The organism is Haladaptatus sp. SPP-AMP-3 (assembly GCF_049568665.1).
GTDB lineage: Archaea > Halobacteriota > Halobacteria > Halobacteriales > Haladaptataceae > Haladaptatus > Haladaptatus paucihalophilus.
Window position 1 is genome coordinate 2,150,757 of the sequence record NZ_CP145897.1, and the last position, 25,837, is coordinate 2,176,593.

The 25,837-nt window shown below is 62.5% G+C and carries 29 protein-coding genes; 15 read left to right on the top strand and 14 right to left on the bottom strand.

The features are described from left to right. Window positions 1-85: 85 nt before the first annotated feature. From V5735_RS11920 to V5735_RS11930, 3 genes are all read left to right on the top strand, one after another. On the top strand, window positions 86-778 hold the full coding sequence (locus tag V5735_RS11920) for a type 1 glutamine amidotransferase (protein ID WP_423743722.1): 693 nt from the start codon (window positions 86-88) through the stop codon (window positions 776-778). 80 nt (window positions 779-858) lie between these two features. After that, the gene (locus V5735_RS11925; protein ID WP_423743723.1) at window positions 859-1,281 is read left to right on the top strand and encodes a DUF7344 domain-containing protein; all 423 of its coding nucleotides are present in this window, start codon (window positions 859-861) and stop codon (window positions 1,279-1,281) included. Window positions 1,282-1,430: 149 nt separating this feature from the next. Next, the gene (locus V5735_RS11930) at window positions 1,431-2,594 is read left to right on the top strand and encodes an acyl-CoA dehydrogenase family protein (RefSeq protein WP_423743724.1); all 1,164 of its coding nucleotides are present in this window, start codon (window positions 1,431-1,433) and stop codon (window positions 2,592-2,594) included. 359 nt (window positions 2,595-2,953) lie between these two features. Here the strand turns inward: V5735_RS11930 and V5735_RS11935 are convergent, their stop codons facing one another. Beyond that, the gene (locus tag V5735_RS11935) at window positions 2,954-3,151 is read right to left on the bottom strand and encodes a hypothetical protein (protein WP_423743725.1); all 198 of its coding nucleotides are present in this window, start codon (window positions 3,149-3,151) and stop codon (window positions 2,954-2,956) included. Between the two features lie 142 nt (window positions 3,152-3,293). On the opposite strand from V5735_RS11935, the gene V5735_RS11940 reads away from it, so the two are divergent. The 3 genes from V5735_RS11940 (at window position 3,294) to V5735_RS11950 (ending at window position 5,849) form a co-directional block, all read left to right on the top strand. Continuing rightward, window positions 3,294-4,220, top strand: coding sequence for a phosphotransferase (locus tag V5735_RS11940; RefSeq protein WP_423743726.1), 927 nt, complete (start codon window positions 3,294-3,296; stop codon window positions 4,218-4,220). 90 nt (window positions 4,221-4,310) lie between these two features. Beyond that, window positions 4,311-4,763, top strand: a complete 453-nt coding sequence (locus V5735_RS11945) for an MOSC domain-containing protein (protein WP_423743727.1) — start codon at window positions 4,311-4,313, stop codon at window positions 4,761-4,763. A 174-nt stretch (window positions 4,764-4,937) separates the two neighbouring features. After that, window positions 4,938-5,849: a DUF4352 domain-containing protein gene (locus tag V5735_RS11950; protein ID WP_423743728.1), complete on the top strand. Its 912-nt coding sequence runs from the start codon at window positions 4,938-4,940 to the stop codon at window positions 5,847-5,849. A gap of 1 nt (window position 5,850) precedes the next feature. Here V5735_RS11950 and V5735_RS11955 read toward each other — a convergent pair whose 3' ends face one another. The 4 genes from V5735_RS11955 to V5735_RS11970 form a co-directional block, all read right to left on the bottom strand. After that, window positions 5,851-6,642: an aldo/keto reductase gene (locus V5735_RS11955; RefSeq protein WP_423746024.1), complete on the bottom strand. Its 792-nt coding sequence runs from the start codon at window positions 6,640-6,642 to the stop codon at window positions 5,851-5,853. 1,396 nt (window positions 6,643-8,038) lie between these two features. Beyond that, entirely contained in the window at window positions 8,039-8,629 is a 591-nt protein-coding gene (locus V5735_RS11960; protein WP_423743729.1) for a protoglobin domain-containing protein, read from the bottom strand. Window positions 8,630-8,701: 72 nt separating this feature from the next. Then, entirely contained in the window at window positions 8,702-9,169 is a 468-nt protein-coding gene (locus tag V5735_RS11965; protein WP_423743730.1) for a cupin domain-containing protein, read from the bottom strand. A gap of 65 nt (window positions 9,170-9,234) precedes the next feature. Then, window positions 9,235-9,702 carry a cupin domain-containing protein gene (locus V5735_RS11970; RefSeq protein ID WP_423743731.1) on the bottom strand — a complete coding sequence of 156 codons (468 nt, stop codon included), beginning with the start codon at window positions 9,700-9,702 and terminating at the stop codon, window positions 9,235-9,237. Between the two features lie 210 nt (window positions 9,703-9,912). Between V5735_RS11970 and V5735_RS11975 the strand changes: the two genes are divergently transcribed. Together V5735_RS11975 and V5735_RS11980 are read left to right on the top strand one after the other, a co-directional pair. After that, window positions 9,913-10,233, top strand: coding sequence for a 4Fe-4S dicluster domain-containing protein (locus V5735_RS11975; RefSeq protein WP_423743732.1), 321 nt, complete (start codon window positions 9,913-9,915; stop codon window positions 10,231-10,233). Between the two features lie 109 nt (window positions 10,234-10,342). Then, window positions 10,343-10,720: a hypothetical protein gene (locus tag V5735_RS11980; RefSeq protein ID WP_423743733.1), complete on the top strand. Its 378-nt coding sequence runs from the start codon at window positions 10,343-10,345 to the stop codon at window positions 10,718-10,720. Here V5735_RS11980 and V5735_RS11985 read toward each other — a convergent pair. Both V5735_RS11985 and V5735_RS11990 read right to left on the bottom strand, forming a co-directional pair. After that, entirely contained in the window at window positions 10,717-10,926 is a 210-nt protein-coding gene (locus V5735_RS11985) for a DUF6757 family protein (RefSeq protein ID WP_423743734.1), read from the bottom strand. The genes V5735_RS11980 and V5735_RS11985 overlap by 4 nt on opposite strands. Window positions 10,927-10,963: 37 nt before the next feature. Beyond that, a complete protein-coding gene (locus tag V5735_RS11990) occupies window positions 10,964-11,752 on the bottom strand; it encodes a PHP domain-containing protein (protein ID WP_423743735.1) in 789 nt (262 codons plus the stop codon). A gap of 178 nt (window positions 11,753-11,930) precedes the next feature. On the opposite strand from V5735_RS11990, the gene V5735_RS11995 reads away from it, so the two are divergent. After that, complete coding sequence (locus V5735_RS11995) at window positions 11,931-12,215, top strand: DUF5789 family protein (protein ID WP_007976317.1); 285 nt, start codon at window positions 11,931-11,933, stop codon at window positions 12,213-12,215. A 4-nt stretch (window positions 12,216-12,219) separates the two neighbouring features. Here V5735_RS11995 and V5735_RS12000 read toward each other — a convergent pair whose 3' ends face one another. Then, complete coding sequence (locus V5735_RS12000) at window positions 12,220-13,230, bottom strand: DUF5784 family protein (RefSeq protein WP_423743736.1); 1,011 nt, start codon at window positions 13,228-13,230, stop codon at window positions 12,220-12,222. Window positions 13,231-13,435: 205 nt separating this feature from the next. Between V5735_RS12000 and V5735_RS12005 the strand changes: the two genes are divergently transcribed. Further along, window positions 13,436-13,609: a DUF5786 family protein gene (locus V5735_RS12005; RefSeq protein ID WP_007976321.1), complete on the top strand. Its 174-nt coding sequence runs from the start codon at window positions 13,436-13,438 to the stop codon at window positions 13,607-13,609. 23 nt (window positions 13,610-13,632) lie between these two features. On the opposite strand, the gene V5735_RS12010 is transcribed toward V5735_RS12005, so the two are convergent. Then, window positions 13,633-14,490, bottom strand: a complete 858-nt coding sequence (locus V5735_RS12010) for a YkgJ family cysteine cluster protein (RefSeq protein ID WP_423743737.1) — start codon at window positions 14,488-14,490, stop codon at window positions 13,633-13,635. Between the two features lie 73 nt (window positions 14,491-14,563). On the opposite strand from V5735_RS12010, the gene V5735_RS12015 reads away from it, so the two are divergent. Both V5735_RS12015 and V5735_RS12020 read left to right on the top strand, forming a co-directional pair. Next, complete coding sequence (locus tag V5735_RS12015) at window positions 14,564-14,845, top strand: hypothetical protein (protein WP_423743738.1); 282 nt, start codon at window positions 14,564-14,566, stop codon at window positions 14,843-14,845. 117 nt (window positions 14,846-14,962) lie between these two features. Next, the gene (locus V5735_RS12020) at window positions 14,963-17,383 is read left to right on the top strand and encodes a DUF4350 domain-containing protein (RefSeq protein ID WP_423743739.1); all 2,421 of its coding nucleotides are present in this window, start codon (window positions 14,963-14,965) and stop codon (window positions 17,381-17,383) included. A gap of 221 nt (window positions 17,384-17,604) precedes the next feature. On the opposite strand, the gene V5735_RS12025 is transcribed toward V5735_RS12020, so the two are convergent. Together V5735_RS12025 and V5735_RS12030 are read right to left on the bottom strand one after the other, a co-directional pair. Further along, on the bottom strand, window positions 17,605-18,924 hold the full coding sequence (locus V5735_RS12025) for an MFS transporter (protein WP_423743740.1): 1,320 nt from the start codon (window positions 18,922-18,924) through the stop codon (window positions 17,605-17,607). After that, on the bottom strand, window positions 18,921-19,070 hold the full coding sequence (locus V5735_RS12030; RefSeq protein WP_423743741.1) for a hypothetical protein: 150 nt from the start codon (window positions 19,068-19,070) through the stop codon (window positions 18,921-18,923). Before V5735_RS12030 ends, V5735_RS12025 begins: the two co-directional genes overlap by 4 nt. A gap of 303 nt (window positions 19,071-19,373) precedes the next feature. Between V5735_RS12030 and V5735_RS12035 the strand changes: the two genes are divergently transcribed. After that, window positions 19,374-19,583, top strand: coding sequence for a DUF7561 family protein (locus V5735_RS12035; RefSeq protein WP_423743742.1), 210 nt, complete (start codon window positions 19,374-19,376; stop codon window positions 19,581-19,583). A gap of 116 nt (window positions 19,584-19,699) precedes the next feature. Next, window positions 19,700-21,541: a helicase C-terminal domain-containing protein gene (locus V5735_RS12040; RefSeq protein ID WP_423743743.1), complete on the top strand. Its 1,842-nt coding sequence runs from the start codon at window positions 19,700-19,702 to the stop codon at window positions 21,539-21,541. 178 nt (window positions 21,542-21,719) lie between these two features. Here V5735_RS12040 and V5735_RS12045 read toward each other — a convergent pair whose 3' ends face one another. From V5735_RS12045 to V5735_RS12055, 3 genes are read right to left on the bottom strand one after another with little or no spacing between them, the layout of a single operon-like run. Continuing rightward, complete coding sequence (locus V5735_RS12045) at window positions 21,720-22,721, bottom strand: class I SAM-dependent methyltransferase (RefSeq protein WP_423743744.1); 1,002 nt, start codon at window positions 22,719-22,721, stop codon at window positions 21,720-21,722. Continuing rightward, complete coding sequence (locus tag V5735_RS12050) at window positions 22,714-23,823, bottom strand: 60S ribosomal export protein NMD3 (protein ID WP_423743745.1); 1,110 nt, start codon at window positions 23,821-23,823, stop codon at window positions 22,714-22,716. The genes V5735_RS12045 and V5735_RS12050 overlap by 8 nt, the downstream gene beginning before the upstream one ends. Window positions 23,824-23,865: 42 nt before the next feature. After that, on the bottom strand, window positions 23,866-24,747 hold the full coding sequence (locus V5735_RS12055; protein WP_423743746.1) for an NAD-dependent epimerase/dehydratase family protein: 882 nt from the start codon (window positions 24,745-24,747) through the stop codon (window positions 23,866-23,868). A gap of 198 nt (window positions 24,748-24,945) precedes the next feature. Between V5735_RS12055 and htpX the strand changes: the two genes are divergently transcribed. Continuing rightward, a complete protein-coding gene (htpX, locus tag V5735_RS12060) occupies window positions 24,946-25,836 on the top strand; it encodes a zinc metalloprotease HtpX (protein WP_423743747.1) in 891 nt (296 codons plus the stop codon). Window position 25,837: the final 1 nt, after the last annotated feature.

Consider the following 25,837-nt stretch of genomic DNA (forward strand, 5'->3'; position numbering starts at 1 on the left):
GGAACTCACGTGACGTCGCGGAATCGGCGGCTAAATCCCCTGTAGCGAAACTCATTTGATGGCTCGCGTCGCTAGTGTCACCCGAATGAATCGGCTCAGAATCGCATTTTTGAACGCCGCACACGGCGACGAAAACACGCGGCGAAATTTCCGACGCGAACTCGACGCGGACCTCGTGGAGTTCGACGCGACCGAACACCACCTCCCCGAGCACTTCGACTTCGACGCGGCCGTCATCACCGGGTCGCGGTCGTCCGTCTACTGGGACGAAAGCTGGATTCCGGCTCTTAAATCGTGGGTCGGGGACGCCATCGAAACCGGGATGCCCATGCTCGGTATCTGCTACGGCCATCAACTGCTGGCGGACGTTCTCGGCGGCGACGTTCGTGACATGGGCGAGTACGAAATCGGCTACCGGACGGTCGAACACTCCGGCGATTCCGTGCTGTTCGAAGGGGTTGACCGACGGTTTACCGCGTTCACGACCCACTCGGACGAAGTCGCGGAGCTCCCGCCCGGCGCGGAACCCATCGCGGAAAACGACTATTCGAACCACGGCTTCCGCAAGGGGGACGTGTTCGGCGTCCAGTTCCATCCCGAGTACGATACGAGGACGGCGGAGGACGTCACCCGCGGCAAGGATCTCGGGGAAACGCGTCTTATGGAGGTCTTGGACGGCATCGACGAGGAGAACTACGCGGCGGCGTGCGAGGCGAAAGCCGTGTTCGAGAACTTCACCGAATACGTCCGAACGGTGCGGAATCCTGCTGCCGACTGACACGAAATTCCGATAGTGTGATAAATAACCTGAATACTGAACCACCAGAGTCTCCCCCGTAGGACGAGTGGTTTCACTCCATGGCAGACCAGACGACAAACGACGACGGTGGTTCTTCACGCGCCACCGCTTCGCCGACCGGGCCGAGTGCCGACGTCCCTCCGCTTTCACAGGACGCGCTCTTCGACGCCCTCTCGTCCCGCCGAAGCCGATACATCCTCCACGAGTTGCGGACCGAAGACGCGCCGGTCACGCTCGAAAACCTCGTTGACACCGTTGCCGCGTGGGAGACGGACAAATCCATCGACCTCGTGTCCGACGAACACCGCCGCAACGTCCTCATGTCGCTCCAGCACACGCAACTCCCGAAACTGGCGATGGCCGGACTCGTCCAATACGACGACGATAGACGCCTCGTCGATACTGGCATCCACTCCGACCAAGCCGACGCCTATCTCGACATCGCAATCGCGCGCGACGACGCGGTTCCGACCTCCGAGTAACGCTATTTTGCGGTCGAGTCCGAAGAGTCGGTAGCGATGCGTACGGTGCGACATCCTCGTCTCGGTTTCCTCGCTCGTAGCGTCGCTTTCGGTCGCTCCCGTTCTCCGCAGTAGGAGGGCTTTTTAACATCCCCTCCGGAGAGTTTTGCATGCTCGATTACGTGGATTTGGAGGCAGACCTCGGACAGGAAGAGCGGATGGTTCGGGACACCGCCCGCGAGTTCGTCGAAGAGCACGTCAAACCCGACATCGGGGACCACTTCGAAGCGGGGACGTTCCCGGAGGAAATCATCCCCGAGATGGGGGAACTCGGGTTCTACGCGCCGAACCTCGACGGCTACGGCCTGCCGAACCTGAGCGAGACGGCCTACGGCCTGCTGATGCAGGAACTCGAAGCCTGCGACTCCGGCCTGCGCTCGATGGCGAGCGTGCAGGGCGCGCTCGTGATGTATCCCATCCACGCTTACGGGTCCGAGGAGCAGAAAGAACGCTGGCTTCCCGACCTCGGCGAGGGCAAGGCGGTCGGTTGTTTCGGCCTGACGGAACCCGAACACGGGTCGAACCCGACGGCGATGGAAACCTACGCGGAAAAGGAGGGCGACGAATACGTCCTCAACGGTTCGAAGACGTGGATTACGAACTCCCCCATCTCGGATGTGGCAGTCGTCTGGGCGCGCGACCGCTCCGCCGAGGACTCGCCCGTTCGCGGCTTCCTCGTGGAGACCGACCGCGACGGCGTGACGACGAACCAGATACACGACAAACTCTCGCTCCGCGCGTCCATCACGGGCGAAATCAGTCTCCAGAACGTTACCGTTCCGGAGGACGCCGTTCTGCCCGGCGTCGAGGGGATGAAAGGCCCGCTCTCCTGTCTCACGCAGGCCCGCTACGGCATCGCGTGGGGTGCGGTCGGCGCGGCCCGCGACTGCTTCGAGACGGCCCGCGACTACGCCACCGAACGCGACCAGTTCGGCGGCCCCATCGCGCGGTTCCAACTCCAGCAGGACAAACTGGCCGAGATGGCGACCCAGATTACGACCTCGCAACTGCTCGTCCACCGTCTCGCCGAGTTGAAAGAACGCGGCGACCTCCGCCCGCAGCACGTCTCGATGGCGAAGCGGAACAACGTTCGAATGGCTCGGGACCAAGCCCGCGTCGCCCGCGAGATGCTCGGCGGCAACGGCATCACGACGGACTACCCGCCGATGCGCCACATGGCGAACATGGAGACGGTGTACACCTACGAGGGGACCCACGACATCCACACGCTCGTCCTCGGGCAGGATTTGACGGGTATTGCGGCGTTCGAATGAACGACCAGCGGGAGTGAATTCGAGCACGCAAGATGCGGTTTGTCTTGCGGCGTTCGAATGAGCCGAGCGGGACCTTCGATCCCGCTGTAAGCCGGCGCTTTGCGCCGGCGACGACGGAGGAGCGAAGTCGAGCCTGCGGGAACTCTGTTCCCGCAACGTTCGAGTAGTACCAATTTATTCGGTCCTCCTCGATGCGCGAAGCGCATCTCGTCGAACCGCTCGCAAAAATCTACGGTAAAAATGCCGTCAGCGAAGCAGCGCTTCGCTGACGGCGAACCGCGTTCGCGCGGATGCTAGCTTCGATGTTTCATTTGTCTCCGGGGTGGGTGACCAATTCATCTGTCGAAATCTTACACCTCTTACCATGCACTCTGTCGTTGTAGGTAGAGAAACAGCAGGCCGACGAGGAAGAGTGCGACGAGAAATGCGATGACCCCGCCCATAGTAGTGACGAGGCTCTGGGGACCTTCATCAGTGGTCATGAGTACCCCGAAAACGGTCAGGCCGAGGACCGTCCCGAAGATGATTCGAAAGTCCGTCAGCGTTATTTCGGTCATGGTTCGGACAATAGTTGGAAAAGTATTAAGTCAACCCGTGTCCCTCTTGAGGTCGTCCACCTTTTTCGGTCGGAGCGACAGCGCCCGCGCTCGAAGTGGTCCTTCGTCCCGACCGGTCGTCGCACGTAACGCGACGAACACCATGCAAGAAGAACGAGCGGTACGCGAGCGACTCGAATCGCATACGAACGACTACGGAGTGGGACGAAAACTGCACGACGTGCCGCCGCACCAAACGCACGAAGTGCGGATGGAGGGGAGGCGAGCGGTCTGCAAACGTGCGACGAGCGACGAGGGCGACCCGGCGATGGAAGCACGGGTCATGCAGCACCTCGAAACGAACACGTCGGTTCCGGTGCCGCATGTCCTCGCGGTCGGGGACGACCACTTCGTCGCGGAGTGGATCGAAGGAGTGCCGGAAGAAAGGATACTCGACGAGGAACGCGTTCGGACGATGGGTGCCGGAATGGCGACGCTTCACGCCGAGACGTCGTTCGAGGCGACGGGGGTCCTCCGGGATGATGACGGCAACCTCGCGCTCGACGCCGATGAGACGTGGCACGGGACCGTCTGCGAGTTCCTCGCCGACCGGCGCGATTTTCTCGAATCGTTCGGCTACTCGGACGTGGCCGCCGACGTACTCGCGCTCGTCCGGGAGCATCCGGGCCTGTTCGATGGAGCGGGTGCCCCCGTCCTCTGTCACGGCAACTACTTCCCGGAACACGTCGGGATTGACGGCGACGAGGTGACTTGCGTCATCGACTTCGAACACGCAATCGTCGCCCCCGGAGAGTACGATTACTGGCGGACGACGCTCCCCGTCTTCACGGCTTCCGAGCGGTCCGACGAAGGGCTGGACGAGTCGTTTCGGGAGGGATATCGGTCGGTTCGTTCGCTCCCGGACGGGTTCGACCGGCGGCGGCGGGTGTACTGGATGATCAATTCGGTTTCGTACGTTCGATCGCTCTTCCTCCAGCGCCAGCAGACCGGTCACGAGGCGGCCCGAACAGCGGCCTTCCTCCGGGACTACGTGTACGACACCATCGACTCACTCCGGGAGGAACTGTAGCGACGACCGCTCACGTTCCGTTTGCTACGACACTGGTAACGACGCGCACAGTCTCCCAGATTTTATCCCACCTGAATGCAATCGACGTGCATGAACGGAACGGGCGAAATCGAGGCGATTCACGTCGCCGACGAGGCGGAAACCGAACCGGAAGGTGTCGCGGAAGTAGAGGCGGTCGCAGGGCGCGGACTTCGCGGTGACCGCTATTTCAGCGACGACGGAACGTTTTCGGGCGATGACATCACGCTCATCGAAGCGGAGGCGCTCGACGCCATCGAGGAGGAGGCGGGAATCGCGCTCGAACCGGGTGCCCACCGCCGAAACGTGACGACGCGAAACGCGGCGCTGAACCACCTCGTCGGCGAACGGTTTCGCGTCGGCGAAGCGGTTTGTGAGGGGGTCGAACTCTGTGAACCGTGCTCGCACCTGGAGTCGCTGACCGAGAAGGGAACGCTTTCCGCGCTGGTTCACCGGGGCGGCCTTCGCGCCAGTATCGTCGAATCCGGCGAGATTCACGTCGGCGACGGCATCGAACAACTGTAGACGGCGGCGATTGAGACGACTCGCCGAACACGCCGGTAGGCGGTTCCTACACCGTAACCTGCCGCCGATTACGTCGAAACGTTTTCCGTGAACTGTTCGAAGGTCTCGCGTACTCGAACGTAAAAACGAGTCAACGACAGAGTGTTTATTTCCACTCTCGTACGTAAATTACCCATGCGCCGTAGAAGATTTCTGCTGACGTCCGGAGCGACACTCGCCGGGGGGGCCCTGGCGGGGTGTACCGGTTCCGAACCGAAGAACGGCGGGAATGGGGACGATTCGACTACGAACGAAACGGGCGGGTCGGGGACGTCGAACGAGACGACCACGAGTGGGGGTGGCGGTGGCAAAACGACCATCGATGGCTTCCAACTCGTTTCGACCGACGTGCCGAAGCAGGTCACGATGGGACAGCAGTTCTCGCTCTCGCTCACGCTCAAAAACGTCGGCGACGAGCCGAAGGCGTTCCAGTCCTCGGTTCAGGTGGACGGCAACTCGCCGGGGTCACAGCAGACGGGGCAGATGCGGACCGACAAAATCGACCCCGGAAAGACGACGAAGTGGTCCACCACGCTCACGTACCCGTACGTGGCGAAGGTCAACTATCGAATCGAGAAGTTGGACGAGACGTTCACCATCGATATCGCCGGCGAGAAACTCTCGTTCGGCGAGGCATTCCGTAGTCCGACCGAAGTCGCCATGACGATACAGGACATCACTCTCACCGACCATTACCGATACGAACCGAGCGGTGGGGGGTCCGAGAACGTGGAAGCGAGCGACGGCCGACAGTGGGCCTTCGTCACCGTTAAAGCCGAGAACAAGTTCCGTATGAAACAGACCCTTCCGAAGGGCGAGCAGATTCACCTGATAGTCGGCGGCGACAAGGTTTCGATGGCGGACATCGCCAAGGAAGACGGGAAGTACCAGGTCAACCGGTTCGGCGACCGAACCGTCGCGTCCGGTGAAAGCCTGACCGGCTGGCTCGCCTACGAAATCTCCGCCGATACGTCGGTGGACGACTTAACCGTCGAGTGGAAAGGCAGCGACGGTAACGGGTCGTGGTGGGCGCGCTGGAGTCAGTAGTTCAGTTCCACGCGGCTCCGTCCGGGTCGATGAGTCGCTCTTCGCTGTCGATGGCGGCGATTACCTCCATGTCCTCGTCGGCCAGTTCGGGGACAGAGAGGTTTTCTCGGAGATGACGCTCTCCCGTGGCTTTTGGGATTGGGACGACGTTCTCTAGCCCCTGCAACCACGCGATGCTGATTTGGGTCGGCGTCGCATCGTACTTCGCCGCGACGTCGCGGAGTTCGGGTACGTCGTCGGCGTCGCCCTGCAGTATCGGTGCGTAGGCCACGAGCGTGATGTCGTGTTCCGTGGCGTACTCGTGGAGTTCGTCCTGCTGGAGCAGCGGGTGCATCTCGACTTGGTTGGCGACGATTGGCGCGTCGAGCAGGTCGCGCGCCTCGTCCAGTAGTTCGGGCGTGAAGTTGCTCACCGCCACGTTCCGTGCCGTCCCGTCGTCGTACAACGTGTCGAACGCCGGAAGGGTGTCTTCCGCGTCGTAGGCCTTCATGGGCCAGTGGACGTAGAGAAGGTCAACGTAGTCGGTGCCGAGTCTGTCGAGGCTTCCCGCCGTGCTCTCCAGCACGTCGTCGTGTGCGAGGTTGTCCGGGAGGACCTTCGTGGCGAGGAACACCTCCTCGCGGGGAACGTCCGCGGCGGCGATTCCGTCGCCGACTCCCGATTCGTTATCGTACATCTGCGCGGTGTCGATGTGTCGATAGCCGAGCGAGAGCGCGGTCCGAACCGTCTCGGCACACTGTTCGGGGTCTTTGTTGCCGGACGTTCCCAAGCCGGGCGATGGAATCTCCGTCATGGCGTCGAGAACGGACGCGATGGCGAAAAAGGTCCGTATCGCGGAAGCGGTGGCCCGTTCGAGCGGCGGCGATGGGTCGCCACCGTCACGCTCGCCGCTTTTGCGGTCGCTCATATCGACTTTCTTCGCGCCGATTCCGTCACGAACTCGTCACGTTTCCACTGGAAACGGTGGGGTCCTCGATGTGCCACCGATCCGCACGTCTGACGTGTGTCTGTCGACCGGCACCCTTCCCGAACGTTCCCCTTTCGACGGCGGTAGTTCGACCACCTGGATGCGGTTTGTGAATCCTTCTCTAACCCCTCCGTTTCCGGTGGAAAAGTTACACCGGGGTTTCGAGGGGGTTGTGTCCCCCGCGGAAACGCGCGTCAGCGGCCGGTGGCCATCGTTTCCTGTGGAAATTCGAGACGGTAGGTGCGGTCGTTTGCGAAGTTTCCTTCGGGGTGTCGGGCCGGTATCGTGATGTCTGAGAATCGGCACCAGCGATATCCGATGATATCGGGGTGAATTTCGACGAGATGTGGTTCGGGTCCAGGTTTCACTTTCACCTCGCCTGTCGAATCCTTTTAATCCCAGGACAGGAATTATCGAATAGCGTGGATGAGAAGAACTCTCTGACACTCTGTGACGAGAGAGCCGTCTACCGATGTGCTACGCACGCAAGTCCCTAACAACGGGGCGAGCACGAGGGCTGGTTACCCCGTGTCTTCGGAAAGGACAATGGAAGCGAACATACAGATTGGCTCCTCTGGTGTAGGAGTCTACGTCGGCGCACAGTTACTAAAATCGGGGCTGTTGGGCGGAAATATCGGTGTTTCCCTCGCAGGCGCAACCATCTGCGGGTCGAGCCTGGTGCTCGGCTACGCTAGCGTATCCTCGACTACAGTCGGTCAACACCTCGAAGAACGCGTGAGCGAAGTAGGGGTGTAGGCACCGCCTCGGAAGGCGGTTTAACTGTCGGATACCATTCATTTCGCCGCGGATTGGGCAAGTGCTTCTCCGCTAATTGAGCGAGATACTTCTCTCGGTTCTTTCAAAATCGGAAGGGATGGAAGCCAACCTTCATCACGACCGGTGGTGAGTCGGCCGCTCTTCCGTCGAGCGGTCGGTGGTTAAACGACCGCGTTATTTACAGTCGATAGGTCAACTGCGGTGCTTGGCAAGATCTGTTACTTGGTTTGGCACTGCGATGGACAACGGCTATTGGCTTCTCAGGGTTGTCCACTCTAGCGTATCATCTACTTCGTCCTAAATGTTATGGTTAGTAGAATGTCTGTGATTATTTGGCTTCACAGGCTTTGAGCGTACAAAATACGAGTCGAAAATCGAGTATGATAAATCGTCTCTCGATGGCTCTCCACGTCACCGCGGGGGTGGCGAAACGGTCCGTGGTCGTTCAGTAGTCCCCGTCGATGACGTAGGGGTTGCTCCACAGCGTCACCTGCAGGACGACCGCCTTGAACCAGGCGTCGTGCATCTTTTCGACGGTTTCCTCGTCGTGGTCGCCGCTTTCGAGGAACGGCCGCATCGTCGCGGTGATGGGGTAGATGAACGCCGACATGTAGCGGAAGGGGATGTGGTTGACCGAATCCACGTCGTCGGTTTGGTTCTTCTTTCGCCGGGTGTGGCGCAGGCCGATCTCCTGTTGGTAGCGGAGCCAATCGTCGTCGTAGGGCGGGTTGCAGGTGTCCCGTATCCACTGGCCGAACCGGGCCCGCACCCGCTCCAGATACTCCTCGATGGGTTCGCCGCCGGGGGTGCTGAAATACTGCATCAGATGGGGGTGGTCGGCGACGAACCCGTACCACGTGTCGATCACGTCGTCGATTTGCCCGTCGAGGACCTCGCCCGCCAGTCGAAGGTGCTCTTCGTCCTCCTCGGTGAACATCACGGTCTCCTTGAGCAGGTCGAAATCCTCGCGGTCGATGGGTGAGTCGGGAACGGACTCCTCGCCGTAGGTGTAACCGGGGATGTCTTCGTGACTCATGGGAGTTCGAACCGAGTGACGACCCCCGAGTCGATAATCGTGATGGCCGTCACGATGGTCACGTAACCGCCCTCAGTCCATCGTTCCGGTGACCGTATCGCAGGTGAGACAGTACACTTCCACTTCGTCTCCATCGTCCGTCATCCGCATCCAGTGTTGGGTCTGCGCGCCGCACTCGGGACAGTCCCCGAGGAGTTCGCCGTCCTCGCTCTCGCCCGGTGCACCGAGTGCGAGGGCGACGACGCGCTCGTCGCCGTCGTTTTTTCCCATCTGGTAGTCACCCGGCGCGAACCGGACGATTTCGCCCGCCTCGACCACCACGCTGCCGTCTTTCGTCTCGAACGTCGCGGTCCCGGATTGGACGTAAAATACCTCCTCCTGGTCGAAGTGGGTGTGGAGGCCGGGGGAGAAGGTGTCGCCGGGCGCGAGTTCGTAGTAATTGATGGCCACGTCTTCGGTGCCGAGGGCGTCACCGACCGGTCGTGTCAGGTCCGCCGAGCTGATGCGTCCGTCAACGTCGTCAATGGTGACTTTCTCCATACTTCCCGTCCGATGGCCGGTCGGAAAAAGGTGCTCCCAACGGGGACCCACTCGGTCGAAGCGGTTCAGTCGAAGCGGCCGGTTTCCGCGCCGCAGTCCAGGCAGGAGGTGACGAGTTCGTCTCGGCTGTCGGCCATCTCGATTTTGTTCCGGGTTCGCTCCCCGCACTCCTCGCAGTGGCGGTACATCTCTATGTCCTCGGTGTCGCGGGGCGCGCCGAGTGCGAGGGCGACGACGCGTTCCTCGCCCTCGTTGACGCCGCGCTGAAACTCGTCGGGCGCGAACCGAATCAGTTCGCCCGCCGAGACGACGGCATCCTCGTCGTCCGTCTCGAACGTCACGGTCCCGGATTGGACGTAAAATACCTCCTCTTGGTCCCCGTGCGCGTGGTAGCCGAACGCGAAACTGTCACCGGGCGCGAGTTCGTAGTAGTTGATGGCCACGTCCTCGGTACCGAGCGCCCTCGAAACCGGGCGTCGAACGTCGGCCGCGCTCATTTGTCCGTCAACGTCGTCGATGGTGACTTTCTCCATGGGGGTTCCTTCGGAGGAGGCGCCCTAAAACCTCCCACCGATTCGAGTCGATATTTAAACCTACCGTCGGGCGAAAAACCCACTCCCGGTTTTCCGGGCCTCTTCCGCTTGTTTTTAGCCCAACCTAAAAAATCTCGCCCGCACGAAGTTTTAAGTGATGTACCGGGATTTAAGTACTACTTTCGCGTCTACCCGGTAGGTGAGAGACCGATGGCTATTGACCCACAATTTCACGAAAACCGCGAGAAAGTAGACGACCACGAGGGCCACGACGTGTGGGGCCCGGTGGACGAACCCGACAAACTCGGCATCCACGGCACCCACGTCGCGGTCGATTTCGACCTCTGTATCGCCGACGGGGCGTGCCTCGAAGACTGCCCGGTCGACGTGTTCGAATGGGTGGACACCCCGGGCCACCCCGAGAGCGAGGAGAAGGCAGACCCGGCCAACGAAGCCCAGTGCATCGACTGCATGCTCTGTGTGGACGTGTGCCCGGTCGATGCCATCGACGTGGACGCTGGCCGCGTCTGAGCGGAAGCGAAAATCCTCTTTTGTGTTATCCGCGGTTATTTATATATCGGCTCACAAGTAGCTGTATGAATCTTCGAAGCCCTCCAACCTCCGTGGGGCGGTGGTAGCCGTGGGTCCGACTATCGGAAGTGAGGAAGACGACGTTCTCGATCTCGACCTCGACGACGTTGACGTTCCGTTCGAACCCGTCGATGTCCTCGGCACGGAACACGAGGGCGATACGCTCACCGTCTATACCGTCACCGGCGGCGGCGCATCGCTCGTTCTGTCCGCCGAGGAATCCTCCCGAACGCGTTCGACGCCGGTGACCGAAACGGACCTGACGGCACCGCTCAGAACGGGACTGTCCTATCTCTTTCGGGACGGTATTCGAACGGTTCGCGTCCGAATCCCCCCTGAATCGGCTACCGACGCGCTCTCGTCGCTCGGCACCGCTCCCCTGTATCGATACGACGGACTCTCGTTTACCGCGAGCGCCGAAAACTAACGTTCGTCCGCGCCGTCCACTCCGTCCAAGTTGTCCACGTCGAGTTCCCGCCGCAAATTTTCCATCACGTCCGACTCCGAGAGCGATTCGAACTGCTCTCGAAAGTGGTCGTCGCAGAGGCCGACCACCACGCCGTCCATCTCGGGCTCGAACGTCGCTTCCCGATCACAGTAGTGACACCGCATGGGACGGGCTACGGGTTCCACGAAATTGAACCCACCGCTCCAGGACGCCGAACCGACGTCAGAGCGTCACCGTGCTTCTGAAATGACGATACTCCTCCTTCGAAAGTCCCGCTTTCCCGAGCACGTCCTCGTGAGCGTCGCTTCCGCCAGTGGGTACGAGGTTGTTGTCGGCGATGGCGCGTTCTATCGGTCGCGTGTCCACCTCGCGCCCGTAGGGGTAGTATCGCTCCACGGCGTCCAACTCGCTCGTCAGGTCGAGTGCCGACCGCGGGTCGTCGTACCGATACGGGTGGGCCAGTCCGACGAGGCCGCTCGCTTCCGAGAGGAGTTCGACGCCGCGCTCGAAACTCGGCACGTCCCGGGCGACGTAACACGGCCTATCGGTGCCGATGAGTTCCTCGAACGCGTCGGAGAAACCGTACTTCGTCTCCGGATGCGCGGCGATGGCTCGGGCGATGTGCGGCCGTCCCAACCCCTCGCGCGATTCGAGGTCGAGGGAAATCCCGAGACGGTCCTCGACGCAATCGATGATGGCTTGGCCGCGCTGTTTTCGGTCGGCCTGCAGACGCTCCAACTCGTCGGCGAGTTCCGGCGTCGGATAGACGCCGTAGCCGAGCAGGTCGAGGTGTTGTCCGTCCGGCGCTTCGACTCGGAGTTCGATGCCGTGGACGACCGTGATGCCGTCCACGACGGAGACCGGCGTCGGCAGGTCGGGGTGGAGTCTATCGTGGTCGGTGATTGCGACGACCGAGACGCCCGCCGACCGGGCGGCCGACGGAACCTCGGATAATTCCATCGCGCCGTCGGAGTTGGTCGTGTGGACGTGAAGGTCCGCGAAAACGCTCATACTCCCTGTCGGGTGGCTCCGACGAAGGTGTTTGTGGTTCGATCACCGTCTTCAACCCACCGTCTCCCACGACAAAAACTCGAGACGCTCCGAGTTTATACTGATTGTACATCCTTATATTCTCCTATGACCCTTGCCGACAAAGTTTATAATGAACTTTACTGTATGACTTCTCGTAATGACGCTGAAACAGGCAAGCCAACTGCTCGACTCACACCAGTATCCGACCGACACGGAGCGGTTGATCGCGTCCCACGGCGACTACACTATCGACCTCCCCAACGGCACCGAAACGCTCGAAGAGGTGTTCAACCGCGTCGGGAACGAGACGTACGAATCGTCGCAGCAGGCACAAGAAGCGATGTACAACGGTCTGAGTAGCAAAGCGATTGGCCGCCGCCACTACAGCGACCGCGACCCCACGACGATGGGGACGTTCGGACCCGACCAGATCTCCTTCTAACCTGTCAGACCCATTCGAGGGAACGATTCAGCGAGAGCGGAACCGACCCTTTTTCGTAGGCCTCGATGTTCCCGGACGGTCGAGCGCGGAGGACGACCGCCGGTCGGTGGCGAACGCCGGGTTGTTCGCCGACGACGGCGGCCCACTCGTCGTCCCGGAAACCGGTGCAATCGACGAACAACACCGCACCGCCGCCGTGTTCGCTCAACTGCCCGTTCGTCTTCGTTTCGGCCGTCTCGCGCACCGCCGCGACGGGCGTATCGGCGGCCCGCCGCGTGGGGGGACGCGGACGAGTCACTTCGACCAACGAGGACTGGTCGCCGTTCGGCGGGTCGGCGCGGAAGTCGAGCGAGTGGCCGGTCGTCACTTCGATTTCGGGTTCTACGTCGTATCCGGCGTCGGTCAACACCTTCGCCACGGTGAACTCGCTCATCGTGGAACTCATTCGGTTCTCGTCGAAGTACTCGCTCGTCCCGAGTTTCGAGGCCATCGTGTACCGATAGTCGTCCAACGCGCCGGTGCTGAGGAACCGTTCGTAAAACGAGAGCGCCTCGTCGCGCGTCGCGTCGGGGAATCCCGCCGCGTACTTGCGGAAGAACGCCCGCGAGGTCTCCCGTCCGTCCTTCGAGAAGAAGACGGGAAGGAAGAACCACGAGAGGTAATCGTACTCGGCCAGCCACGGCGACTCGACGGCCAAATCGGCGAGGAGTTCGCGTTGGCTCCATCGCGCGATGGGGTACGGAACCTCGTCGAAGGTGTGTTTGTTCGTTCGCCACAGCGCGGGCGGCGTCTCGGTGTTCCCGAGCCAATAGGCGAGGTCGTCGTTCCAGACGAACAGCGCCACGTCGCCGTTGTCCATCTCGAAGCGTCGCGCCTCGAAGCCGTTTGGTTCGACGTAATGGGGCGTCGTCGAACGCGCCCCGAGGTTCGAGTCGAGGTGCGAATACAACTCCGTCGTTATGCGGTCGTCGTCCCACCGCTCCGTAGAGCGGCGAAAGCGGAGCGGGCTTGCCACGTCGATACCTAGTAACCGAGAATGTTTACGTGTTGTGCACCTCGTGGGATTCTCCCGCCTCCCTTTTCCGTCGTTTTCGCCGTCGTCCCGTTCGGTCCATTTTTCCTGATTCCCCCTTCTGTCTGACGATGTTCCATCGTGAAGGTATAATGTGATTATCCGTTACATTAATAACTGACCCTCGCCAAGTATGAGTGTGGTTGTCATGTCAATGGGTGCCTATGACGAAGAAGAACACGAGCGTCGTGAGCGGAAGAACAGTACCGTCGATGCGGCTTTCGACGACGAACGGTCGCAGTATCACGGGACTGTCGAGTACGACTCCGGCGATTCGGCCGAAGACCTTCTCAAGCAGTTCGAGAAGATGAAGTCCGAGTAGTACGTTCCTTCTTCGCGCTTCGTTCACCAACCGGGAGGCGATGGTGCACCGGCTCCCGTTTCGATTCGCTCCGCGACCGACGGGTCCGGGACTCCGGTCTTTGTTTGCGACATCGCTTCCCACGCACGAATCGACCGACCGACCCACGAGTCGGTCTCGCGCGCCGTCGCCAACACCGTTTCGTACGTTTCACGGTCGGTGCTCGTCGTTCCGGGTCGATTAGCCGCGGCAGTGGCGACGAACCGTGCGCGGTCCTCGTCGGTTAACTCGCCCGCACGCATGCGTTCGGCGACTTCCTCCAGTTCGTCGGGGTCGGGATGGACGAAGACTTTTTCGCCGACGGCTTGGGGTCCGAGCAGGAGTCCCGAGAGCGCGTCCGGCGCTTCGTCGTCCACCAGTCGGTCTCCGTCGAACGCCGCCTCGACCCGTTCACACTCCGTCTCCTGTCCCAACTTCAGGTTGTGACCGGGGTACTCCGCACACTCCAGCGGATACAGGTCGTCCCCGTGAATCCGGCACTGGAGCGTTTTCGGGTCGAGAAACGCACAGGCCGGGAGCCATTTCGGTTCCTCTCTGTCGAACGGCTCGACCGGTTTGGTCGGTTTTCGAAGGCCGATGAAGAACGCGGGTTTTCCCTCGATGGCGGCCAGTTTCACGTCGCCGACGTCCCTCCCCGAATCGTCCTGCCAGAGCCGCGGCGTCAGCGCGTCGGCGAGTCCCGCTTCGACGAACGCCATCACTTCCTCGCGCATGAGCGGGACGAAGTTGTGGGCGTCGTCCAACGGCTTTCGTGCGCTGCGCCGTTCGTGGTCCTCGGTTTCGGGTGCGATGTCGCGCCAATCGATGCAACAGCCCGCACATCCCTCACAGTTCACCTCCATACCGACCGAAGTACGGTAGTCGTTCGCATAAACGGTCGGGTGGAACTATCCCGTCATAGAGCCATTCGTACGTATGGACGACGATACCGACGTGCGCGTCTGGCTGGTCGAACGGACGTATTCGGACGACGAACAGAACCTCATCATCCTCGTCTACGCGACCCTCGACGGGTCGCGCTACTTCCGGAAGGAGCGTGCACTCACGAGTTTCACCGGTGCCGCGCGGGAAACGACCGCCGCACTCGACGTGTCGCCGAATCAACTCGGGACGGTCGATGACCCGGAGACGCGCGAGCGATACGCGACTGAAGCCGAACGTATGGCGGACGAATACGACCCCGCGGAGTCCGTGTGAACTATTGTGTTACGGACGGATATTTTCTACAAATATCTAAATATATGAGGGCGTAGAAGATTAAATACTAAGACAAAACAGAATAATTTATAACTTACTAGCTGTATTTTCGAAGCGATGCGAAGACGAACGTTCATGTCAGCGCTCGCGGCGGCAACCGCAACGGGACCGATCACGACAACCCTCAGCTCCGAAGTACGCGCCGCTTCGGGCGAGATTTCACCCCTCGTCTGTCACTCGACGTCGAGTTTCCTCGACGCCAGCGGCGGCGAGTTGACCGACAGTTCCATTATCGCGGTGTGGGCGGAGGACACCGCCACGAATCACGACGCCGATTCGAACGGCGACGCGACCCTTTACAGCAGCGGAACGTCCATTCCGCTGGTCGTCTCCGATTCGAACGTCGTCGCGTTCGGTTCGATGTTGGTCGAGGACGGCACGAACTGGCAACAGGGCAACGAGGAGTTCGTCCTCAACGCGTGGGACGCCGAACTCGGCGGGTCCGGCACCGTCCTCTTCGACGAGGGCCACGGCCAGTACTACGACCTCGCGTCGTTCTCCAAGTTCGAGAGCTACGCCGAGAACAACGGCTACACGGTCACGGCCACCTCGAACCTCTCGGCCGACCTCTCAAGCGCGGACGCGGCGGTCATCACCTCGCCGAGCACCGCGTTCTCCAGTTCGGAACTCGACGACCTCGCCACCTTCGTCGCGGGCGGCGGTACGCTGTTCGTCCACGACCAATCCGACTACGGCGACCACGACGCCACGGCCAACCTGAACGACTTCGCCAGCTCTCTTGGCCTCTCATTCAGGTTCAACGACGACGAGGTGCTCGACACCACGAACAACGGCGGCGCGGATTACAAACCGCTCACCGGCCAGTTCAACACCGCGTTCGACTACTTCACCGACCGCGACGGGTTGGGACTGGACAAGAACAAGACCTACACCGTCGACGTCACCAAAGTCTCGGACGGCGACACGGTGACGGTGCAGTTCGCGGACGGTTCGACCGAGAGCATCCGAATCCTCGGCATCGACACGCCCGAGAAGGCGTCGAACAGCTCCGCCGAGCGGATTCAGGAGTGGGAGGGCATCGAATCGATGACCTACCTCCAGACGTGGGGGTCGAACGCGACCGACTTCGGCAAGAGCGAACTGGGCGGCGCGACCGTCGAACTCTCGTTCGACCAGAACGAACCGCTTCGAGACACTTACGGCCGCGTGCTCGGTTACATCCACTACGACGCCACGGGTGACGGCACCCGCGACGACTTCTACAACCTCCGCGCCGTCGAAACCGGTAACGCCCGCGTGTACGGTTCCGGCTCCTCGTACCACGACGACATCTGGCGCGCGGAAGACACCGCACGGTCGAACGGCACGGGCCTCTGGGCGCAGAGCGACCCCGACGCCTCCTCGGAAATTCGCAACCGCGCTGTGGACGACCTGTTTCTCCCGCAAGCCGCCAGCGTCAAGACCGCCTCCGGCGGCGTGAGCGATTCCCGCGTCCCGATTTACGCGGAGAGCACCGCTACCCAGTCCGGTGGCTACACCTACAGCGGCGACATCCCGCTCGCGGCTGTGGACGAATCCGCCAACGTTGCCGTGGTCGGCAGTCCGCTCATCGACGAGAACTACGAGAGCTCCGAAGGCTTCGCCGTCGATACGTCGGACTACGAGAATTTCGTCTTCCTCACGAACCTCATCGATTACGTGAGCGACCGAAGCGGTGATATTCTCATCGACGGCGGTCACGGGCAGTTCGACTCGAGCTACGCCGTCTCCAACGACGACGCGGCGTACTACCAGCGCTACCTCGAAGGCGTGGACCTCTCGTTCGACCAGGCGAACGACCTCGACACGTTCGACCTCTCGCGCTGGCGGGCCATCATCGTCACCACGCCAGCCAACGCGTTCACGCAAGCAGAAATCGACGCGCTCACCTCGTTCGTCGCGGACGGCGGCGCGGTCGTCCTCGTCGGCGCTGGCACGGCACCGTCGGGTGCGCGAACCAACCTGAACGACCTCGCGTCCGCGCTCGGAACCGACCTCCGAATCAACGGCGACCACGTGACCGACGGCACGAACAACGTCAACGGCGATTCGGGCATCCCGACGACGACGGTTTTCGACACTTCCTTCCCGCTGTTCGACGCCTACGACGGCTCGATCGGCGGCGGCGACGGCGGTAGCGGCAGCGGCGACCTCTCCATCGCTCAAATCCACGAGGACGCGACGGGCAACGACAACGACAACCTCAACGACGAGTACGTCGTCTTCGAGAATCCCGGAACCGGTTCCATCGACCTCTCGGGGTGGACCGTCGAGGACGAAGCCGCCCACACCTACGCCTTCCCGAGCGGCTTCACGCTCGACGCGGGCGCGCAGGTGACGCTCCACACCGGAACCGGTTCGGACACGAGTTCCGACCTCTACTGGGGCAACACCGGTACCGCGATCTGGAATAACGGCGGCGACACGGTGTCCGTCTACGACGACAGCGATGCGCTCTACACGAGCGAGTCGTACTGAACCGCGCGGGACGGACGACGCGGACGACACCGCTCTTCGCGGCTTTTTCGATTTACAGCGTCTCCGATCGATCACACTGATTTCGAAGAGAACAGCCGTCTACGGACGGAAATAATGTGCGTCCCGAGTCCTGGAGTATATTGGATAGTGCTATACGAAATGGGCCACTTCGCCCGATAGTCGATACCGCTTCGAAACGGCGTACGGGTCGGAGACCCGTGTTACTCCTCGTTTCGGTCAGACGCGACCGTCACGTCGAACGCCGCCGGGTCGGCGTCCGCGACGGCGGGGAGGTGCCGGACCCGCGGTCGTAGAAGTACGTACAGTCCCGTGAATCCGAACCCGAACGCGGCGAGTCCCATCGTCGTCGTCGTTCCCAGCACCTCGGCGACGACGCCGCCGACGAGCGACCCGAGCGGTAGCGTGGCCCCCGAGGCGGTTCCCTTGATGGATGACACGCGGGCGAGGCGGTCGCTCGGAAACACGGTCTGGTTCAGCGTCGCCGTGAGGACGCTGCTGATGCCCGCGGGAACCCACGCGAGGCCGAAGAGGACGACGGTGAACGCCGTCTTCGGCGCGTACACCGCGGCGAACCAGCAGCACGCGGCCACCGAGTTGCCGACGAGCAACAACCGGCCGTACGAAACGCGTTCGAGATAAGGCGCGAGGAGCGAGCCGACCAGTCGGCCGATGCCGAGCGCACCGAGCAGCAGGCCATAGACGGCGGGGCCGCCGAGCGCGTCGCCGAAGGCCGGGAGAATCGCGAGCGTCACGCCGGTCGCCAAGTTGGCCACCGCCGTGGTGAGTATCAGTTCGACGAAGACGGTTCCGCGTAGCACGTCCGCTCCGTCCCGTAGGTCGGCGACGTACGAGTCGAGTATCGACTCGTCGGCTCGCTCCCCTTTGTCGTCCCTCTCGCCGACCTTCGGGACGGCGATACCGGCGAACAACAGTCCCGCGACGGCGAACGTGGCCGAGTCGAACAGGAACAGCGTCGTCGCGCCGAAGACGGCGATGAACGCGCCGCCGAGCGCGTCGAACACCATGTCGAGTCCGAGCGTGACGGTTGCGAGGGCGGAGTTCGCCCGCGATAGCCGCGAATCGGCCACGATGCGAGGGACGAGCGTCGTCTGCACCGGTGCCATCAACAGCGTCGCCAGCGTCAGTATCGGGACCACCGCGAGCAGGACGCCGACGCTCATCCACCCCGTCGCCGCGGCGAGCGGGAGTACGAGAACGACGACGCCTTGGAGGACCTGTGTCCCCACGAGCACCGGTTTGAGCGGGAGTCTGTCCACGACCGGTCCGGCGAGTATCTGTAAGAGCCACGGGAGCAACAACAGCGAGTTGGCGATTCCCGTGAGGACCGTCGAGCCGCTGAGGTCGAAGACGAGCCACAGGACGGCGACGGTGTAGAGGCTGTCCCCGGCGTTCGTCACGAACTCCCCGGCGAAGAACCGCCGGAAGTCGCGGTTTCGCCACAGCGATGGCGCGGTCTCGTCCGCGTCGGTCGCGGTCCCGTCCGCATCGGTCACGGTCATTCACGGCCACCCCCGGCGCTTCCGGCGGTCGTCGGCCGCGGTTCGAGCGGTCGCCACGACCGCGAGCGATGCGTCCGTCGTTCGAGAAGCGATGCGTGCACTAGTGAGCCGCGGCTGTGTGCCCGCGACTCGATGGATGTCGGCATATGCGTGTGTGTTCGGTCGAGAAAGTGCGGCTACGGAATGTAGCGGAACGAAACCCGAGTGCTGCGGCTATCGGGCCCCGCTCCTGGGCGTGAGCGCGAGGGGTTCGAACACCGGACGATACGCGTGCCGGCAGGTCATAGAACGGTTCGTACGGAACGTGTGTCGTATGATATATATATTTGATGGCGCTATGATATGTGGTCGCAAACCGCTAGCCGCCCGTCCGGTGGGAATCCTCCTCGACCGACCGCTCCCGCGAACGCGCCGAACGTTCTTTGCCCGTGACCCACCAATTCTTACCGATGAGCACCGAGAAGTGCGACGGTTGTGGGGCGGACGTGCCAATCGCGGGCGGTATCGCCAACCTCTGGAGTTCGAACCCGCAAACGACGGGCGGAATGATGCTGGAGTTCGAGGACGGGAGCGAGCATTTCCTCTGCTACGCCTGCATCGAGGAGTTACCGGACCATCCGTCGGCGGCGGACGTGGCGACGCTCGAACGGAGCGACTAACCGGCCGTTCTCCCGTCGGTTCGGGCGTTTCGACGTTAATCGTACCTCCGTCGTTCGCTGTACCATCCGCCGAAAAACCCACAGGTTTTACGCGTTCGCCGTCGTTGTCACGGATAGTGAATCCCGAGCGGATTTTCGACGAGTTCCCCGCACCTTCCTTCCGTGGCAACCAGCGGGAGGCGCTATCGGACATTCGGGAAGCGTTCGAAGGGGACAACGACGTGGTGTTGGTTCGCGCACCGACGGGGAGCGGTAAGTCCCTGCTCGCTCGGGCGATTGCGGGGTGTGCCCGCCAGGTGGACGAAGCCGCCCCGACCGATTCGACGGGGGCGTACTACACCACGCCGCAGGTATCCCAGTTGGACGACGTGGCCGAGGACGCCCTGCTGGACGACCTCAAGATAATCCGCGGGAAGCGAAACTACTCCTGTATCCTGCCGGGCGAGCACGATACCCCCGTGAACCGAGCACCTTGTGCCCGCGAGAAGGGCTACGATTGCTCGGTCAGACACCGGTGTCCGTACTTCTCCGACCGCGCCATCGCCAGCAACCGCGAAATCGCGGCGATGACCCTGGCGTACTTCATGCGAACCGCCGGGTCGGAGGTGTTCCGCAAGCGCGACATGGTGGTCATCGACGAGGCTCACGGACTCGCCGAGTGGGCCGAGATGTACGCGGCCATCGACCTGAATCCGCGCACGGTACCCATCTGGGACGACCTGAAGATCCCCGAGATAACCGGACTCGACAGGGCGGTCGACTACGCGGACCGACTCGTCGGCACCTGCAAGCGACGGAAGGACGACCTCATCGCGCAACCGGAACTCACGGCCGCCGAGGTCGCCCGGCGGGACCGGTTCCAGGAACTCATCTCCGAGTTGGACTGGTTCGTGGACGACTACCGCGACCCGGACAGCGCGACGGAGTGGGTGGTGGACCAACCGGACGGCGCGGGCGGGCCGATAACCATCAAGCCGATGAACCCCGAGCGCTACCTCGCCCACACCGTCTGGGAACGCGGGAACAAATTCGCGCTCCTCTCGGCAACGATTTTGAACAAGGAGGCGTTCTGTCGGCAGGTCGGCCTCGACCCCGAACGCGTCGCCCTCGTGGACGTCGGCCACACCTTCCCGGTCGAAAACCGGCCGCTGTACGACGTGACGCAGGGGAAGATGACCTACGAGCACCGCGAGGAAACCCTGCCGAAAATCGCGCGGACGGTCGTCAGAATCATGCAGGAACACCCGGACGAAAAGGGTATCGTCCACGCCCACTCCTACCACATCCAGAAAAAGCTCGCCGAGCAACTGGAGGCGTTCGGCGTCGGCGGTCGGGTGCGCGCCCACGGCCGCGATTCGCGTGACGCCGACCTCGATTCGTGGAAGGCGACCGACGACCCGGACGTGTTCCTCTCGGTCAAGATGGAGGAAGCGCTCGACTTGAAGGGCGACCTCGCGCGCTGGCAGGTGCTCTGTAAGGCTCCGTTCTTGAACACGAGCGACTCGCGGGTCGCCCACCGACTCGAACACGGGCAGTGGGCGTGGTACTACCGCGCCGCGCTCCGAACCGTCATTCAGGCCTGCGGGCGGGTGATTCGCGCCCCGGACGATTACGGCGCGACCTATCTCGCGGATTCCAGCCTCCTGCAACTGTTCGACCGCGCTCGCACCGATATGCCCGACTGGTTCGCCGAGCAGGTGGACCGCATGGCGCACCCCGACCTGCCGGAGTTCGACCCGCGTTCGGCGGGCGGTTCCGGCGGCAGCATCGGCCACGGTAGCACCCGTCAGTTCGGTGGTAACGTCGGCGACAACGGCGGCGACAACGGCGGACGCAACGATTCGTCCGGCGGAACCGAGGCGGACGATTCCGATTCCGGGTCGAACTCGCGACGGAATTCACGCTCGCGGCGCTCCCGGAAGAAGAGTCCCATGGCGGACGTGTGGGACACGGAATGATCTCCGCGAAGTCCACCGAACGGCTATATGAGCGTGACGGCGTAAGCGACGCCCGAACTCAGCATCAGCAGGACGAAGAACAGCGAAATCCACTTTTGTCTGTCCATACGTGACCGAACGGTTCTCCGCTGATAGGTTTTTCCCCCGACAGTTCGACCCGCTCCGCCACGAAACTTTCTCAGTCGACCCGCGCATCGACGACGACGTGCCACACGCCCTCGCTGTGGCTCTTGACGCGGCGCGTATCCAGAATCTCCACGTCCCGTCCGTGCTCGTGGGCCGCCGATTCCAGCCGCGAAACCGGACGCTCCCACAGCCGATTTTCGGGCGTCGTCTCGTGCATGTGGACGACGCCGCCGGGTTCGAGGGCGGTCAGGGCCGTATCGAGGTACTCGTGCGCGTCGTAGTAGCCCATGACGACGCGTTCGGCGCGCACGTCCGTCATCTCCCGGCAGTCGGCGCGGTAGGCGTCGATGCGGTCGGGAACGTCGTTCAGCATTGCGTTCTCCACGAGGAACTTGAACGACGCCGGGTTGCGCTCGATCGCGGTCACGTTCGCCCCGGCGCGGGCCATCGGGAGCGTGAAGTAGCCGATTCCGGCGAACATGTCGAAGACGCGTTCGTCCGGCGAAACGACATCTCCCATCCGGGAGCGCTCGCGCTGGTTTCCGGGGGCGAACATCACCTCCCGGAGGTCGAGGGCGTACTTCGTCCCGTGCTCCGTGTGGACGGTTTCCGTGTCGCCGGACCCCGCGACGACGCTCACGTCGGGTTCCCGGTGCTCGCCGGAGATTCCGCCGCGGGAAAGGACGGTTTCGGCTTCGCCGTGGAGGGCGAGCAGTTCCTCGCCGACCTCCTCGGGTCGCGGACAGTTGCCGAACTGGACGAGAATCACGCTCCCGACGACGGCCCACGACTTCGGTGCGCGGTCGATGTCGTCGTCCGACCACCCGCGCTCCCGAAGCAGGGAGTCGAGGTCGGTGTGTCGAATCTCCGGGTCGGATTGTTCGAGTATTCCCTCGAACCGCGTTTCGGTCGGCCGTGCTGTCACGGGCAGTTCGACCAGTTCGTCGTCGTGTTCGCTGACTCTTCTGGAGTCGTCGTAGACGCCTTCCGCCTCCAGTTCCGCGATGGTCGCTTCGGCCCGCTGTTTCGCCACCAGGACGGCGAGGTTACGCATCCGGGACCACGTACAGCCCGTTTCGACTCTTGAAGACGGGGACCGTCTCCGCGTCCTCGTCCATGTACGACGGCTTGGAAATCGTCTTCGTCTGGTAGGTTTCCGGGTCGAGCACCTGCACCGCGCGCTCGTCCGTCACCGCGACGAGCGTTGTCTCCTCGGCGTCGCCGATGGTGCCCAACTTGCGCGCGTCCGAGGCGTCCTCGTCTCCGAACTGCGCCTCGTACTCCTCGCCGGTCGTGATTCGTTTTCCTTTCAGGTTTCCGCGCACGCTCCGAACGAGCACCGGCCCGTCGTCGTCCGGGCTGATGATGTCGCCGGGCGTGAACGGCGGCAGGCGGACGGAGTAGGTGACGCGATACACCTCGTTGCCGTCCTCGTCCTCCGTGACGAGGGTTTCCGAGTCGGTGAAGCTCCCGCCGAACTCCTCGACCAGTTTGTTCGAAATCTTCTTGCCGATGTTGTTGGTCGAGACCTTGATGTTCAGGCCGTCGGGCGTCGCGTCCATGTCGGTGACGAAGGCGTTTCTGTCGCCCGTCGCCTCCATGTCCGCGACGATTTCGTTGGCGATTTCGCGGGCGCGCTTCTCCTCTTCCGGCGTCGGCGTCCGGTCCACGCCGCGTACTTGCACGATGCTCGCGTAGTAGTCGCCCGCGATTCGTCCACACCGGGTACACGTCTGGCGGGCGATCATCACGGGGACCATGATCTCCTCCTCGACCAGCGTGTCGCGGACGACGCCGGAGAAGTAACAGTGCATCCGAATCGTGTTCGGGTCTATCTGTTCGGGTTCCACCTGCCACGACACGTCGCGGGCATCGACGTGGACCGCGAGCGCTTCGCTCACCTCCTCGATGGCGATGTCGGTGTAGTCCCGCGCGCCCACGTCCACCCAGCGTCGGCCGCGGTAGACGGCACCGCACTGTGCACACACCCGGACTTCGATTCGCTCCGGGGCGTCCACGAGGTCGAATCGGTCGAAATAACACGCGTCACAGAGCTTTCGCTCGCGTGGAGAGGCGGAGGTCGGATAGTCCCGTTCCGTGATATCGACCTCGATGGGGTCGCCACAGTTCGGGCAGAATTCGCCAGAATCGGTCATTGACGGTTCTATGTCGTTCGCGCTTTTAAGCCTGTAGAAGGCTCACGACAGGACGAACTCGTCATCGTCCACGGCATCGCGCCACGAGTGGGTCGGCTCCCAACCGAGCATCGACTCGGCTTTCGCGGTCGAGAAGGCCGAGTCGGTTCCGGCGATGTCACACCGTTCCGGGACTCCGCCGAAGAACTCGACGAGGGCGTCTTCGATGGGTTCGTCGAGGTAGTTGTCGGCCGCCGAGACGATGAAGGGTTCGTGACCATCGAAGTCCGCCGTGATGGCGCGTTCGATGGCCGTCACGACGTCCCGAACGTCCACGTAGGACCAGAAGTTCCCCGCGCCCGTTGCGAGGTTGTCGCGCGCGTCGAGACAGTCGTACTCGTCGGGAAACTGCACCCACGACCCGCGCATCGACGCGACCGGAACGTCGTATCGACGGGCGACCATGCCTCCGATTTGTTCGCCGACGACTTTCGAGGTCCCGTACGGGTCTTCGGGTCGAAGCGGGTGTTCCTCGTCCAGCGGTAAGTACTCGGGGAGGGTCGGTTCGCCCGCGAGTTGGAAGCCGTAGGCGCTCTCGTTCGACGCCCACGCGATTCGGGCGTTCGTTCGCCCCGCCGCGGTGAACACGTTGTAGGCCCCGACGACGTTGTTTTCGAAGATGCGCATCCCCGCGTGGCGCTCCGGCGACGGCAGCGTCGCCCAGTGAACGACCGCATCGGGATTCTCCGTCGAAATCGCCTCCGCGGTTTCGACCTGATCGGTCAAATCCGCCGCACGAAACGAGAGCTCCCGATATCCTCCGAGTTCCCAGTTCGACCGAGAAAGACCGAGACAAGTGACGTCCCATCCTCGTTCGGCGAGGTGTTTGGCGAGCCATCGGCCAGAACGGTTGAGACTACCGGCTAAGACGACCGTACCGGTCATCGAGATACCCTCGCCGGTTCAAACGAGAACATACGCCCCTTATTCCGCCTCCGGGGGTAAGCGTTCCGGCCTCAGCGAAACTGAAATTTTAACTTTCGTTATGGTTCTATCGGTCGGAGAAAACTCCCTCTTCCCCGATTGCTACATATCCGCACACGACGACGAATCTTTAAACGGTCGGAATGCCTAGACTGAAGCATGAAATGGAAGGCAGATTGGGGACTTCGAGCCCGGATGGGTCTCACGATGTTCCTCCTGTTCGCGCTGTACATCGTGTTCATCGGAGCGCTGACTACGGTCTTCAGTGGTAGTCGGTTCGCCCCTATGTTACTCATCGGCGTCGTTGTATTCGGAATCAGCCAGCTCTTCTTCAGCGATAAACTGGCGCTGTGGAGCATGGGTGCCCACGAAGTGAGCGAAGACGAGCGGCCGGACCTCCACGCGACTATCAGTCGGCTCTGCCAGCAGGCTGACCTGCCGAAGCCGAAGGTGGCCGTCGCCGACACGCGCGTCCCGAACGCCTTTGCGACCGGACGGTCCCAGAAGAACTCCGCCGTCTGCGTGACGACGGGACTGCTCCAGACGCTGAATCAGGAGGAGCTAGAGGGCGTGCTGGCCCACGAACTCGCCCACGTCAAGAACCGGGACGTGATGGTGATGACCATCGCGTCGTTCCTCTCGACCATCGCGTTCATGATTGTTCGCTGGGGCTGGCTGTTCGGCGGCGGCCGCAACAGTCGGGACGGGAATCAGGTTCCCGTCTTCGTCGCCATCCTCGCGTCGCTCGTGGTGTGGATTATCAGCTACTTCCTCATCCGCGCGCTCTCGCGCTACCGCGAGTTCGCCGCCGACCGCGGCGGGGCGACGATTACGGGCAAGCCGTCCGCGCTCGCGTCCGCCCTGCTGACCATCGACGGCGGGATGGACCGGGTGCCACAGGAGGACCTGCGCGAGACGTCGGAGATGAACGCGTTCTTCATCATCCCCGCAAAAGCAGGCTTCATCAGCAAGCTGTTCAGCACGCACCCGAGCACCGAGGCGCGGGTCGAGCGACTCCGCGATATGGAACGCGAGATGGAGTCCTACTGAC

Bases quoted from the DNA above. Each gene is read 5' to 3' on its own strand.
- V5735_RS11970 (WP_423743731.1), bottom strand. From the start codon at position 9,702: ATGGAGAAAGTCACCATCGACGACGTTGACGGACAAATGAGCGCGGCC.
- V5735_RS12050 (WP_423743745.1), bottom strand. From the start codon at position 23,823: ATGACCGATTCTGGCGAATTCTGCCCGAACTGTGGCGACCCCATCGAG.
- V5735_RS12010 (WP_423743737.1), bottom strand. From the start codon at position 14,490: ATGGAGGTGAACTGTGAGGGATGTGCGGGCTGTTGCATCGATTGGCGC.
- V5735_RS12030 (WP_423743741.1), bottom strand. From the start codon at position 19,070: ATGCCGACATCCATCGAGTCGCGGGCACACAGCCGCGGCTCACTAGTG.
- V5735_RS11935 (WP_423743725.1), bottom strand. From the start codon at position 3,151: ATGACCGAAATAACGCTGACGGACTTTCGAATCATCTTCGGGACGGTC.
- V5735_RS11930 (WP_423743724.1), top strand. From the start codon at position 1,431: ATGCTCGATTACGTGGATTTGGAGGCAGACCTCGGACAGGAAGAGCGG.
- V5735_RS12055 (WP_423743746.1), bottom strand. From the start codon at position 24,747: ATGACCGGTACGGTCGTCTTAGCCGGTAGTCTCAACCGTTCTGGCCGA.
- V5735_RS11955 (WP_423746024.1), bottom strand. From the start codon at position 6,642: ATGACGGAGATTCCATCGCCCGGCTTGGGAACGTCCGGCAACAAAGAC.
- V5735_RS12020 (WP_423743739.1), top strand. From the start codon at position 14,963: ATGCGAAGACGAACGTTCATGTCAGCGCTCGCGGCGGCAACCGCAACG.
- V5735_RS11950 (WP_423743728.1), top strand. From the start codon at position 4,938: ATGCGCCGTAGAAGATTTCTGCTGACGTCCGGAGCGACACTCGCCGGG.
- V5735_RS12045 (WP_423743744.1), bottom strand. From the start codon at position 22,721: ATGCGTAACCTCGCCGTCCTGGTGGCGAAACAGCGGGCCGAAGCGACC.
- V5735_RS11975 (WP_423743732.1), top strand. From the start codon at position 9,913: ATGGCTATTGACCCACAATTTCACGAAAACCGCGAGAAAGTAGACGAC.
- V5735_RS12035 (WP_423743742.1), top strand. From the start codon at position 19,374: ATGAGCACCGAGAAGTGCGACGGTTGTGGGGCGGACGTGCCAATCGCG.
- V5735_RS11995 (WP_007976317.1), top strand. From the start codon at position 11,931: ATGACGCTGAAACAGGCAAGCCAACTGCTCGACTCACACCAGTATCCG.
- V5735_RS12005 (WP_007976321.1), top strand. From the start codon at position 13,436: ATGTCAATGGGTGCCTATGACGAAGAAGAACACGAGCGTCGTGAGCGG.
- V5735_RS12015 (WP_423743738.1), top strand. From the start codon at position 14,564: ATGGACGACGATACCGACGTGCGCGTCTGGCTGGTCGAACGGACGTAT.
- V5735_RS12025 (WP_423743740.1), bottom strand. From the start codon at position 18,924: ATGACCGTGACCGATGCGGACGGGACCGCGACCGACGCGGACGAGACC.
- htpX (WP_423743747.1), top strand. From the start codon at position 24,946: ATGAAATGGAAGGCAGATTGGGGACTTCGAGCCCGGATGGGTCTCACG.
- V5735_RS11925 (WP_423743723.1), top strand. From the start codon at position 859: ATGGCAGACCAGACGACAAACGACGACGGTGGTTCTTCACGCGCCACC.
- V5735_RS11945 (WP_423743727.1), top strand. From the start codon at position 4,311: ATGAACGGAACGGGCGAAATCGAGGCGATTCACGTCGCCGACGAGGCG.
- V5735_RS11965 (WP_423743730.1), bottom strand. From the start codon at position 9,169: ATGGAGAAAGTCACCATTGACGACGTTGACGGACGCATCAGCTCGGCG.
- V5735_RS11940 (WP_423743726.1), top strand. From the start codon at position 3,294: ATGCAAGAAGAACGAGCGGTACGCGAGCGACTCGAATCGCATACGAAC.
- V5735_RS11920 (WP_423743722.1), top strand. From the start codon at position 86: ATGAATCGGCTCAGAATCGCATTTTTGAACGCCGCACACGGCGACGAA.
- V5735_RS11990 (WP_423743735.1), bottom strand. From the start codon at position 11,752: ATGAGCGTTTTCGCGGACCTTCACGTCCACACGACCAACTCCGACGGC.
- V5735_RS11960 (WP_423743729.1), bottom strand. From the start codon at position 8,629: ATGAGTCACGAAGACATCCCCGGTTACACCTACGGCGAGGAGTCCGTT.